The 13,341-nt window shown below is 40.7% G+C and carries 9 protein-coding genes; 3 read left to right on the top strand and 6 right to left on the bottom strand.

Going from position 1 to position 13,341, the window contains the following annotated elements; genetic code table 11:
• Window positions 1-83: 83 nt before the first annotated feature.
• Window positions 84-2,366: a formate C-acetyltransferase gene (gene pflB, locus AB4128_RS15875; RefSeq protein ID WP_055024713.1), complete on the bottom strand. Its 2,283-nt coding sequence runs from the start codon at window positions 2,364-2,366 to the stop codon at window positions 84-86.
• A gap of 649 nt (window positions 2,367-3,015) precedes the next feature.
• Here pflB and focA point away from each other — a divergent pair.
• Entirely contained in the window at window positions 3,016-4,017 is a 1,002-nt protein-coding gene (gene focA, locus AB4128_RS15880) for a formate transporter FocA (protein ID WP_080916077.1), read from the top strand.
• Window positions 4,018-4,219: 202 nt separating this feature from the next.
• Here focA and AB4128_RS15885 read toward each other — a convergent pair whose 3' ends face one another.
• Both AB4128_RS15885 and AB4128_RS15890 read right to left on the bottom strand, forming a co-directional pair.
• Window positions 4,220-4,546, bottom strand: a complete 327-nt coding sequence (locus AB4128_RS15885; RefSeq protein ID WP_055024711.1) for a DUF3861 domain-containing protein — start codon at window positions 4,544-4,546, stop codon at window positions 4,220-4,222.
• 89 nt (window positions 4,547-4,635) lie between these two features.
• Window positions 4,636-5,151, bottom strand: a complete 516-nt coding sequence (locus AB4128_RS15890) for a DUF2798 domain-containing protein (protein WP_372038253.1) — start codon at window positions 5,149-5,151, stop codon at window positions 4,636-4,638.
• A 101-nt stretch (window positions 5,152-5,252) separates the two neighbouring features.
• Between AB4128_RS15890 and AB4128_RS15895 the strand changes: the two genes are divergently transcribed.
• Both AB4128_RS15895 and yfcC read left to right on the top strand, forming a co-directional pair.
• On the top strand, window positions 5,253-5,681 hold the full coding sequence (locus AB4128_RS15895; protein ID WP_065110603.1) for a MarR family winged helix-turn-helix transcriptional regulator: 429 nt from the start codon (window positions 5,253-5,255) through the stop codon (window positions 5,679-5,681).
• A 287-nt stretch (window positions 5,682-5,968) separates the two neighbouring features.
• On the top strand, window positions 5,969-7,447 hold the full coding sequence (gene yfcC / locus AB4128_RS15900; RefSeq protein WP_211031251.1) for a putative basic amino acid antiporter YfcC: 1,479 nt from the start codon (window positions 5,969-5,971) through the stop codon (window positions 7,445-7,447).
• Window positions 7,448-7,527: 80 nt separating this feature from the next.
• Here the strand turns inward: yfcC and AB4128_RS15905 are convergent, their stop codons facing one another.
• From AB4128_RS15905 to cysK, 3 genes are all read right to left on the bottom strand, one after another.
• A complete protein-coding gene (locus AB4128_RS15905) occupies window positions 7,528-10,206 on the bottom strand; it encodes a TonB-dependent receptor (RefSeq protein ID WP_055024708.1) in 2,679 nt (892 codons plus the stop codon).
• Between the two features lie 597 nt (window positions 10,207-10,803).
• A complete protein-coding gene (locus AB4128_RS15910; protein WP_372038254.1) occupies window positions 10,804-11,877 on the bottom strand; it encodes a methyltransferase in 1,074 nt (357 codons plus the stop codon).
• A gap of 320 nt (window positions 11,878-12,197) precedes the next feature.
• Window positions 12,198-13,163, bottom strand: coding sequence for a cysteine synthase A (gene cysK, locus AB4128_RS15915; protein ID WP_055024706.1), 966 nt, complete (start codon window positions 13,161-13,163; stop codon window positions 12,198-12,200).
• Between the last annotated feature and the right edge of the window lie 178 nt (window positions 13,164-13,341).

Raw genomic sequence — 13,341 nt, forward strand, 5'->3', positions numbered from 1 at the left:
TCCAAACAAGCAAAAAAAGAGGTTGTACTCGTTTTTATTAATGAAACACTAATAAAGTTAAGTACAACCAATTTTAAGAATTATTACAAGCCTTTAGTGAAAGTACGTGTAATTACATCTTGCTGTTGTTCAGGTGTTAGAGCGTTAAAGCGAACAGCGTAACCTGAAACTCGAATGGTTAATTGAGGGTATTTCTCAGGGTTAACGATGGCATCTTCTAACATTTCACGGTTCATCACGTTAACGTTTAAATGCTGACCACCTTCGCTATTGGCGTTACTCATAAAGTAGCCGTCCATTAATGATGCTAAGTTGGCGCGGCGACCTAATTCATCTTTACCTAACGCATTTGGTACGATAGAGAAAGTATAAGAAATACCGTCTTGTGCATGAGCAAAAGGCAGTTTCGCTACAGATGTAAGTGACGCAATCGCACCGTTTTCATCACGGCCATGCATAGGGTTCGCACCTGGAGCAAATGGCGCGCCAGCTGGACGTCCATCAGGTGTCGTACCTGTTTTTTTACCATAAACCACGTTAGAGGTAATGGTTAAGATTGATTGCGTTGGAATAGCGTTACGGTACATTTTCTTAGTACGGATTTTCGCCATGAAACGTTCAACTAAATCACAAGCTATGTCATCTACGCGTGGGTCGTTGTTACCAAACTTCGGATATTCACCAGAAATATCAAAGTCAATAGCAATACCATCTTCATCACGAATAGGCTTAACAGTGCCAAACTTAATTGCAGATAAAGAATCCGCTGCAATAGAAAGACCTGCAATACCACATGCCATAGTACGACGTACATCACGGTCATGAAGCGCCATTAATGCAGACTCGTAAGAGTATTTGTCGTGCATGTAATGTATAGAATTAAGCGCTGTCACGTATTGTGTTGCTAACCAATCCATTAAGCCGTCTAAACGGTTCATTACATCATCAAAGTCAAGTACATCTGAAGTGATGGCATCTGCTTTAGGTGCGACTTGGATTTTTAACTTTTCATCCACACCGCCATTGATGGCGTAAAGCATGGTTTTTGCTAAGTTAGCGCGAGCACCAAAGAACTGCATGTGTTTACCCACAATCATCGGGCTAACACAACATGCAATAGCATAATCGTCAGATTCAAAATCTGGACGCATTAGGTCGTCATTTTCGTACTGGATAGAGCTAGTATCGATAGATACTTTTGCACAGTAGTTTTTAAATCCTTGTGGTAACGCATTCGACCATAAAACAGTAATGTTTGGTTCAGGGCTTGGGCCCATGTTGTATAGGGTATGTAAGAAACGGAAGCTGTTCTTAGTGACTAAAGTGCGGCCGTCTAGACCCATACCTGCAACTGATTCAGTTGCCCAAATTGGGTCGCCTGAGAATAATTCATCATATTCTGGAGTACGTAAGAAACGCACCATACGCAACTTCATCACAAAATGGTCAACCATTTCTTGCGCTTGTTCTTCAGTTAATACACCGTTAGCAATATCGCGCTCAATGAAGATATCGAGGAATGAAGAAGTACGGCCTAAAGACATTGCAGCGCCATTTTGGCTTTTCACTGCGGCAAGGTAACCAAAGTAAGTCCATTGGATGGCCTCTTTAGCATTGGTCGCAGGTAATGAAATATCACAGCCGTATTTTGCAGCCATTTTTTTCATTTGGCCTAAGGCGCGGTGTTGCTCAGCAATTTCTTCACGTAATTGCATCGTGTTTGATAAATCCTCACCCGCTTCAAAACCAGCTTGAAGTGAAGAGAATTGAGCAAACTTATCTTGCATTAGGTAGTCGATACCGTAAAGCGCGATACGACGGTAGTCACCAATGATACGACCACGGCCGTATGCATCAGGTAAGCCAGTCAATACACCTGATTTACGACATGCCATGATTTCTGGCGTGTAAATATCGAAAACACCTTGGTTATGTGTTTTACGTAGTTCTGAATAGGTGTACTTGATGTCTTCGTTTAATACGCGGTCATAAGCTTTGCAAGAACCTTCAACCATACGAATACCACCGTTAGGTAGCATGGCACGCTTTAAAGGAGCATCAGTTTGCAAACCAACAATGGTTTCTAACTCTTTGTTAATGTAACCAGCGTCATGAGAGGTAATGGTTGATACCATTTCAGTATCGAAATCAACAGGGGCATGTGTGCTATTCTCTTGCTTTATCCCTTCCATCACTTTGTCCCAAAGTGTGGTAGTTGCTTGAGTAGCACCAGCTAGAAAAGACTCGTCGCCTTCATAAGGAGTGTAGTTTTTCTGAATAAAATCGCGAACGTTAACTTCAGTTTTCCAATCACCAGCTTCAAAACCTTGCCAAGCGTTTGCAAATAATTCTGTTTTATCGGTCATGGTATTTTACCTTCTCGTCAATTAACTGTTGATCTGCCATTTAATGGTAATGGATAACTGTTACAACCAAGCTGGCAGTTCAAAAAATTGAGACCCCTATTAATGGATAATTGCAAGGGCATCTAATCTGTGTGCTAGCACCATAATATTTTTACAATGTCAGCGAAAATTTGTTAAATCATAAATTGGTAAGACCAATTTACCTGATGAATATTATCATAGCTTCTATGCAACATCACTTAATTAAATCAAAATTGAGTAAGATATCGACAAAAATGTTAGCTGGGTAACACTTTTTGAGCAAACAGTTTTCTATTTAGCCAAGAGTGACTACCCTTGCGACACTCCAAATGCACACTTTGTCATGCTTTCTTGTTGTGATGATGATTTGCTATACTGATATATAGCATTTTTTAGATAAGCTGATAGTTTATTAGCGATGTTTAATTGTAAATTTGTCAAAAGTGATTGAGTTTTGATACTGGTAATCTTGGTCTTACCAATTTACTTTTGTGAGTCTTGATAAGAGTGATGCGTGTTTATTTTGGGTTTCAATAATGGTTATCACAACACTCGTTGCATGATATTGATACGCCTAAAATGTGCATGGTAAGTGTTGTTTATTTTTAAAAAGCGATTTGAGGTTTTTATGCAAAAATTAACTGGGCAAGATCAACAGCAAGACGCTGAAATTGCCGATGAGATAACCCCAACATCGCATGAGCAGGTTAATTGCCCGCCGAAAACAGTGAATACCTCCCCAGCGCCATCAAATTCGACCTATCAGCAAGCTGAATCATTTGGCTTAGCCAAAATAGCCAAAAGCCCTTGGCAATCTTTTACTTTATCGATTTTTGCTGGTGCTTTTATTGCCATTGCCTTTGTATTTTATGTCACGGTGACGACAGGAAGCACCAGTGATTGGGGAATGACTCGTTTTATTGGCGGTCTGGCTTTCAGCTTAGGGCTAATTTTAGTAGTGGTATGTGGAGCTGAGTTGTTCACCAGTACGGTATTAACCTCAATCCCTTGGGCACAAAAACAAGTGAAAACATCAACCCAATTGCAATGCTGGGCGAGAGTTTATGCAGGCAACTTAGTTGGCGCCTTATTGATGGTGCTTCTGATTATGATGTCACGCATGTTCGAGTTAAATGGCGGGCAATGGGGGCTAAATGCACTTAATATTGCCCAACATAAAATACACCATACTTGGGTACAAGCTTTCACTTTAGGCATTTTATGTAACATGCTTGTATGTCTAGCGGTTTGGATGACTTTTGCGACAAAAGATTTACTGACCAAATCATTATTAATGATGCTGCCAGTTGCAATGTTTGTCAGTAGTGGTTTTGAACATAGCATTGCGAATATGTTTATGGTGCCATTAGGGGTTGCGATTCATGCTTTTGCTCCTGAAAGTTTTTATGTTGCGCTTAATATCAACCCAGAACAATATGCTGACTTAACTTTATTAAGCTTTGTGTTTAATAACCTTATCCCTGTGACATTAGGTAATATTGTTGGTGGTGGGGTCTTTATTGGACTTGGTTTTTGGTTAGTACAACAAGGGCAGTTAACTATTGGTTCGCAGGGTGCGAGTCATGGGTCCTTAGTGACTAAAGCGGAACAAAAAGATTCGCTAAGATAAACGTTATCAAATTACCCTCTTTTAAAAAGCCCAGCAAATGCTGGGCTTTTTGTATTGATTCATTCAAAACCAATTTAAATCAGCTAAGAGTGATCGATGTTAGCATCGCCAGTTACAACGCTATTTACAGCTAAGTGATTTACATTTAGACATTTTATAATTAGGCGATCTACCATCAATCCTCTTACAAACTTATGGCACATTAATTAATCGCTTGCTGCTTTACTGCCTGTTTAACAGTGCTTTTTAGATGATGCATAAAGTTTTTAAAATGTGGCATAAACTCGGCGAATAGTGGATGCTTGCGGTTTTGCATCATTATCGGGCCCAATAATCTTAATCCCAATGCCACTTTAGTGGCTTCTTGAGGCTCAAGGCCGCTGCCTTTTTGCAGTTTTTCAACGACATTCAGTACATCTTCTCTATCTTGAAATTCAAAATCTAACGTTTGACCGGTTTGGTTATCAGCTAGATTGATTTCTTCAATCGTAATACGGTACTGATGACCTTTGCGTAAAATCGTATTCATAATTAATACCTTTATATGTAGTGTGATACTGGATTTATCACGATAAAAAATGACTGATGATGTTTTGAATAACCAGGCTAAAATCAAGGTTAGCTTTTAAGAATGGCTTCGACTTTAGGCTTTATCGTTAATGAAACGGTTATCATCATGACAAGAGCAACGGGTATGGCTGCCAGCACGGTTTGCGACCATGCAGAAAGCAGGACAGACATATCATTGATTCCGATACTGTTAATGACAGTTGATAAGGCAATGCCCGATTCCATAAGACAGGCCATCGTGAGACCGATTAATACATTGCGTACTTTTTCACTTGTATGAGGCAGGTATTTCTCGGTGAGTTTGGTCAGTACCACCATTAATGTAAAACCGATTGGCATGATAGTGACCGCAGCTAAAGCAAAAGCAGAAAACCAGTCTGCAAAAAAGGTGTCACTCAAGCCAAGATTTATATAAGTCATGAAGCCTGTTAATGTGCCGCCCATGAGTGACATCATTCCCATAACTGTGAGTATTTTTACGATAATCGAGGCTTTTTGTTGACTCACTTTAGGCTCATTAACTTGTTCAATTTGCGAAGAGGTCATTACGGCTTGTGGATTCATTGTTATCCTCCTGTCTTGTGATTTGGTTTAATTTGGTTGATAATGTCAACTATATTCTTTTTTGGTTGATAATGTCAACTAGTTTTTGGTGGAGGTGAATTATGCAAGATCGAAAATCCTTAGAAGGTTTGTTTCAATTAGTACATGTATTGAAAAGGCAACTGCATGATAATATTGAACAACTTGATATAGATGTGGCGCCAATGCATGTCAGAGTGCTTAAAATAATTAATAAAAAATCACCGTGTACAGCGATAGACATTGCTAACTTCTTAAATCGAGATAAAGCCCAGGTAACAAGGTTACTGAACACGTTAATCACTCAGGGCTTGATTGTGAAAGAGCCGAACCCAGAAGATAAGCGCAGTCAATGTTTGCGTTTAACCGAAGAAAGTCAGCTTATCATGGGTAAGATTAATCAGATTGATAAACAGATATACCAACAAATGACGCAAGGGCTAGCTGATGATGAATTAACTCTTTTTCAAACTGTGGCGCAAAAAATGGTGGTTAATTTAAATACAAAGTGAATTTGAATCGCTGCTTAAATCTCACTGAAAATCAGATTGTCATTAATTAACTCAATTACGGTTTATTTTCGGTGCGATTTCAAAGCATATGGGAATTTTTTATTAGCTATTGTAGTATGCCAGTGTCGTAAAAATGCCTAATGTGTTGGCATTAATCCATATAACAATAACTTAAAAATGGACTGTAAATGAATTCGCCACATCAAGAACCAGTAACTTCCGACTCATCCCAAGGCTATTCGCCTCAAGCACATTCCACCAATTTGACGGGTAACACCACAAAGCAGATGCCAGATACCTTGGTGATTATCTTTTTTGTTGCTCTTGCTGCTGCGTTGCTGACTTATATTATCCCTATCGGTTCTTTTTCTACTCTAGATGCTCATTATGTTATCGACGGAGCAGAGAAAACACGCACGGTAATCGACCCTAATTCGTTTCAATATGCTTTAGATGACGCTGGCGAGCCTAAAGTTGAGCCTATCTCGTTGTTTAAAGGTCATGGCGAGGTTGGTTTTTTTAATTTTGCCTTTGAAGGTATGGTGTCTGGCTCTAAATGGGGCAGCGCCATCGGGGTGATTATGTTCATGCTCGTCATTGGAGGCTCCTTTGGCGTCGTGATGGCAACGGGCACCATAGATAACGGTATTTTGCGGTTAATTGATAAAACTCAAGGCAATGAAAAACTCTTTATTCCGGTGATATTCAGTTTGTTTTCATTGGGCGGCGCAGTATTTGGAATGGGCGAGGAGGCAATTGCATTTGCGATTATTATTTGCCCGTTAATGATTCGATTAGGTTACGACTCCATCTGCACTGTGATGGTGACTTATGTTGCAACTCAAATTGGTTTTGCCAGCTCTTGGATGAACCCATTTAGTGTGGCAATTGCACAAGGCATTGCTGGGGTGCCTGTACTTTCTGGTGCAGGTGTTCGTGCCATAATGTGGTTTGGTTTCACGCTAATTGGTATTGCTTTTACTATGCGTTATGCCAGTAAAATCCAACAAACGCCAACAGCATCTTTTAGTTACGAGTCGGATCAATTTTTCCGTGATAACCAGCAAGGTCATGTCAAAGACAGTCGTTTTAATCTTGGTGATATTTTAGTGCTACTGACTATAGTAGGCACAATTGCCTGGGTGATATGGGGCGTGATTGCACATGCTTGGTTTATTCCAGAAATTGCTAGCCAGTTCTTTACGATGGGAATTATCGTGGGGGTGATTGGGGTTGTATTTAACCTAAATGGTTTAAATATGAATAAGGTTGCAGTGAGTTTTAAGCAAGGTGCAGGCACGATGCTTGAGCCTGCAGTATTGGTAGGTTGTGCTTCTGGCATCTTGTTATTACTCGGCGGTGCTGGCGCTGCTGAACCGAGTGTTCTGAACACTATTTTGCACAGTGCAGGGAATGTCATTGGCCAATTACCTACAGCACTTTCAGCTTGGTTTATGTTGTTGTTTCAGTCGGTGTTTAATTTCTTTGTGACTTCAGGCTCTGGTCAAGCTGCGTTAACTATGCCCTTAATGGCGCCTCTTGCTGATCTTGTCGGAGTGACCCGTCAAGTTGCGGTGTTAGCGTTTCAGTTAGGTGATGGCTTTACCAATGTATTGGTGCCAACGTCTGCTTCTTTAATGGCGACGTTAGGGGTATGTCGTGTTGATTGGGGCAATTGGTTTAAGTTTATTTGGCGCTTTATGGTGGGCTTATTTGTACTATCTAGTATGACGGTTGTTGCTGCTCATTACTTTGGGTTTAGTTAATCAAAGCCATAAAAAAACGGCATCAGATACTTTTGATGCCGTTAGAGTCGGGAGACACTTAAAGTTGTATTACATTAACGCTAGAACTTAACTTCACCTTCAACAAACCATTCACGTCCGCGAGCGTTGTAGACGCTACGAGGGTAGTGAGGCCATGATGTGTTAGTTGGGTCAAAGTTAGGACCTACGTCAAATAGGTTGACGATACCAGCCGTTAACTTCATGTTATCTGTGAAGTTATAAGCCGATGTTAGATTCCATTTAGTCTGTGATGCGACTTCTAAATCTTCTTCGCTGAACTCGTCATCATCAATGAATGAGCTGTAAGACACACCGTGCATACGTGCTGTATGGTAAGCACCTAGCGTGGTTTCAAAGTCATTAATGAAGTAAGTGAAGATCATGTTGGCACGGTACTGAGGTAATCCGCCGTCTTCAATGTCGTCATCAACATCTGAAGTTGGGTTTAACTGACCTTCAGATAACAAAATGTAAGTACCATTAAAGTTAACTCGTAATTCCCCCATATCATTGAAGTCCCAGCTGTAACCAGCTGTTAAATCAATACCACGCACTTTTTGATACGCTAAGTTTTGAGCCACAGTGTTGATGTGAGTGATTGTGCCACTTGCATCACGAGTGATCATATCTTCATAGGTGTCGTATTCTTGAGCGGCAGTCGAAGCGCTAATATCGCTTACCATGTCGTCAAGTTTCCATTCCCATAAGTCAATCGATGCTTCTAAGCTATCGCCACCCCAAACTGCACCGATGTTAGCTGTGTAGCCTGTTTCTGCTTCTAGATCTTTGTTTGCACCAGTTGTGGTGTCAATGTGAAGCTCATTACAAATTTCATTGATGGTTGGATCAGGGTTAGTAACACCAGGCTGTCCGCCCATTGCTTGACACTGTTTAAAGTCGATAACTGTAGTGAAGCCGTTTGTCGCATCGCCGTATACACGGTGCATATCAGGGGCACGGAATACGCTACTCCAAGAACCACGAACCAATAACTCGTCAACAGGACGGTATTCTACGGTTACTTGTGGTGATAAATTACCACCAAAGTCGCTGTAGTGATCGTAACGAAGCGCCGCAGCGATTGTTAATTCGTCCATTAATGGGACACTTAATTCTGCATAAGTTGCCCAGAAATCACGTTCGCCAGCACCAGATGAACCACCTGTTGTTAGCACTGAACCATTTTGGGTTTCAGAATCAGATTCTGTTTCATAGTCTTGTTCTGTGTATTCAGCACCAAATGCAAACATCGCATCGCCATCAGGCATTTCAAACGCCATACCTGTGATGTTTGCTTGAACGTTCTTTTGAGTAGACTGAGCACGCTCAAATGGAGAGTAAGACGCTGCTTCAACATCTTCGTCAGACATGTTTTCAAGTAATGAATTACCGTTTTCACCTGCTGTGATGTAATCGAACATGCCACCAACAGTTGCAAAACCGCTGCGATAAACATCGACGTTGGTACGACCGTAGTTTACAGACATATCCCAATCGTACTCATCAGCTAAAACGCCTTGAAGACCTGCTGAGAAAAAGTAGTTATTGGTGTTCGTTTCGCCACTACGGTTATCAAATTCGTGTAGACGTCGAACATAGTAGTAATCGCCATCAGTGGCATTAGCGAAGTCACCACCAAGCCCGGTTGATTTGCTGAATGTCTTGCTCATCAAATCGCCGTAGCTCACGGTTAAGTCATCACCTGAAACATTGATATCGTAATCATCAATTGCCATTGGTTCAAAGTTGGTGGTTGATTTAGCGTTAGCAAAATCAAGACGACCTAAGAAAGTGATATCGTCAGATAGTTCATAGTTAAAGTTAGTCGTACTGATAAAGCGATAGCTTTCTGGCTCTAAGTCACGCCATTCTGAACGGTCAAAACCACAAATGCTGCGTGCATCATCCCAGAAAAAGCCGCCATCAGTACATTCTTGAGGCGACAGTGAACGAGCCCCTGTGCCTGTACCGGCAATACGCGCACCATAAGAGCTGTATTGTGAGTAGTCACTGTGTGGCACTTTATCAGTGTGTAGGCCGAAGTTTTCACGATCTGTGGCTTGTAATGCTTCATTGCTACTGAACTCAATGAAGGTTGATACGTTGCCTTTCTCGTTTGAAGAACCTAATGAAAGCGCGATACGGTCATTCATTCCGCCGCCTTCCATAGTATCGCCATGACGATATTTAAGGGCTGCACCGTCAAAATCTTTTTTCAAGATGATGTTAATCACACCGCCAACAGCATCTGCACCGTAAACTGCAGAACCACCAGATTGAAGAACCTCAATTCTTTCAACTGCTTCCATTGGTAAATTAGCTGTATCTACGAAGTTATCCGTTCCGCCTGCTGGTTTTGGGTACTGATTTAAGCGCTTACCATCAATAAGCGTTAATGTACGGCTTGCACCTGCGTTACGTAAACTGATTGAAGATGCTGCAGGAGTGAAACCATGGACTTCTTGAGTTGTCATGGCTCCTGTGGTCGACGTTAAGTTTTGCAGTGCATCTTGGATAGTGGTAAAGCCTTGCTTTGCCATATCGTCTGCACTAAGAACAGTGACAGGTGTCGCTGTTTCTAAGTCGGTACGTTTAATACGTGAACCAGTAATTTGAATGCGTTCTACATCTGCACCTTCTTCAGCAGCTAGCACTACTGGAGAACTTATCGCTGCGGTGAATGCTCCGCCAACCAATGCTATGCGAATTGCATTGGCTACTTTTGAATTAAGCTGCATCTCATCTCTTCCTATATTGATTTTATCAAAGCCGCGTTTTTAATTAGTAAATCTCTTTGTTGACTTGTAAATGGGGTTAACAGGTCTTTGCGGAAGATGGATAAAATCATACTTAAATAACATTGGCAACATGGCTGTTACAGGGTTAAGTTGTTATTTTTGTTATAATTATGTCTTGTTTTTGTTTTTAAAGTTAACATAGACTTTTGGTGTCACATATTGTTACGAACGCTAAGAGGGTGTAACTGAATAGGTAAAGCTTGGGCGGGTTGTTTTTTGAGCGCAAATGTGGATTTTTTGTGTAACTACGGTAAAGAAATGTCGTGCATGATTAGCTTCAACTAAAGTGCTGACGTTTGAAGATGTTGCAAAATGTATTAGCAAAAAGGCGTTAATTTTAATGTTGCTAAATTGATTTTGTGAGGTTAATCACGATTTAACAAGTGCTGTATGGCAGATGTTTACTGGATTTGTAGGCAATACCGCTTGAATGTAAATGTTAAATTTAATTCAAGCGCTTGCCAATATGGAGAGATTTTAACGTAATTACTCAATGGTGTTACAGTTTGATAAGTGTAAACAATGAGGAGTTTTAGCTTATGGTTTTACCTTACAGCGTAATAAGGTGTGCCCTAAGCCAATATTGTCGATGTCTTCATCAACGTAAAGACCTGCTTCACTGATCATCTTTAACATATCTTTACTGTGATACATACGGCTATAGCCATTCGCTATTGCGGTAAAATAAAGTGATGTGGCGTTTACGCAATATGCTCCCGCCTCGTAAGGTTGCCTGTCCCAGTAGGTTTCTAAAATACACAGTTCACTGTTAGGTTTCATTGCGGCAACTGTGCGTTTTAAAATGGTGATAATTTGCTGCTTTGAAAAACAGTCCAAGAACTGACTCATCCAGTATAAATCACCGCCTTCAAAAAATGGTTTGTTTGGGTCTAATAGGTCTGTTTCAAATGGAAACACTCTATCATCGACCATATTGTTACGTGCGTTTTCCATCGCTACGGCTAGTTGCCCTGGTAGATCCATGATGGTGACGTTGACGTTTGTATCATAGCCAGTACAAGCGAATGCCCATTTACCAGTATTGCCACCGACATCGACTATATGTTGTGGCTGAGATTTGAAAATCATCGGCAGTAAACTGTCAAATGCGTGGTCTGAATAATAATGGTCAAATTCAAACCAACTACGTTTTGTCTGTTCTGGCAGTTGGCTTAATCCTGGGTAAATGGTGTCCCAGTCTCCTAAGTGTTTTAATCCCGCTGCGTTGCCTTGTTTAAGCGATGCTTCTAGCTCAAATAAACCTTGATAACAAACATCATGGATAAAGTTTAGGTTCTTGGATGCCATATCGTCATGCAGTAAGAAATATCCTGTTTTATCTAACCGATATAACTCATTTTTACACCAAAATATCCCCATGCTTAATCCCATATCCAGTAACACGTGAATGGCGTATTCAGAAAGGTCATTGTTGTTAGTTAATTCTGTAAGGCTGATACCCGTTTCTCCAGCATGATCGATTTGTGCAAGTAAGCCAAACTGGCTTAAACAACGGGCCACTTGGAAACTAACAGGAGCGAAGGCAATTTTTTGGGCTTCAAACTTAGCGTCATAAGCGGATATAGATTTAGGAGATTGGTAAAAAGACATATAGGGATGTTGGGATGATTAGAAAATTTCGGCGATAGTATCAGACACAACAAAAGCAAATTTTGATCTAGCTCTACAGTTATAAAAAATATCGATACGACAGCGAATTAATCTTGGTTATCAATGTTTAGTATAGGAGTTGATAGCGACAATCAGAAGTGTTCTTCAATGTCGGTGTGCTAAGAATGCGACGGACAAATTGTTGTAATGAACAGTGTTCGTCGTTTTTGAAACAGGTTAAGTGATGCTTGTGAAATGTTATAGATATTAAAAAGCCCAGCAATTGCTGGGCTTTTATTAAAACAATCTTTGATTGTTTATTATTGTACGTTTTCGCTGTCACCAAATGCGCCAGCAAATAGTGCAGATGAAAGGTAACGTTCTGCTGCAGATGGCAGGATTACAACAATGTTCTTACCTGCAAATTCTGGCTTTTCAGCAATGCGGTTTGCAGCTACAACTGCAGCACCTGAAGAAATACCCACTAAGATACCTTCTTCTTCCATTAGGCGACGAGCCATAGCAATAGCATCTTCGTTGCTGACGGCTTCTACTAAATCAACCATCTCTAAATCTAGGTTACCAGGGATAAAACCTGCGCCAATACCTTGGATTTTATGTGGTCCAGGTTGAAGTGGTTGGCCTGCTTTTGCTTGTGCAATAACAGGAGAGTCAACAGGCTCTACTGCAACAGAAACAATATCTTTGTTCTGTGCTTTAAGGTAACGACTTACACCTGTAATAGTACCACCAGTACCAACACCTGCTACAAATGCTGCAACGTCACCGTCAGTATCGTTCCAGATCTCTGGACCCGTTGTTTTCTCGTGGATCTCAGGGTTAGCTGGGTTACTGAATTGACCAAGAATTAAGTACTTAGCAGGATCTGATTGACGAATTTCTTCGGCTTTATCAATAGCACCTTTCATACCTTTAGCGCCTTCAGTTAACACAAGGTTAGCACCAAGTGCTTTAAGCAACTTACGACGCTCAAGGCTCATTGTGTTTGGCATAGTAAGGGTAAGTTTGTAACCACGAGCAGCTGCAACATATGCAAGTGCAATACCTGTGTTACCAGAAGTTGGCTCTACTAATTCTACTTCTTTTGTTAGGGTGCCTTTTTTCTCAGCATCCCAAATCATGTTCGCACCAATACGGCACTTAACACTGAAACTTGGATTACGTGCTTCAACTTTGGCTAACACTTTACCATTGCTTACTCGATTAAGGCGCACTAGTGGGGTATTACCTAGCGTATATGAATTGTCTTCGTAAATGTTGCTCATGGTTTGCTCCTATGTTGGCATTGTCTAATGATAATCGGTTTAAGAGGCTTTAACAGTGATACTTTGTTATTCGTTATTCCTTTTAGTTATTAAAGTTAACTCAATTATAATAATAAAGCATCTGCTTATATAACAATGTCTTAGTTAAGCACGCTTCAATGAGCTCGATGGTCTGACC

This window comes from Shewanella sp. 10N.286.52.A9 (assembly GCF_041468985.1).
Taxonomy (GTDB): domain Bacteria; phylum Pseudomonadota; class Gammaproteobacteria; order Enterobacterales; family Shewanellaceae; genus Shewanella; species Shewanella japonica.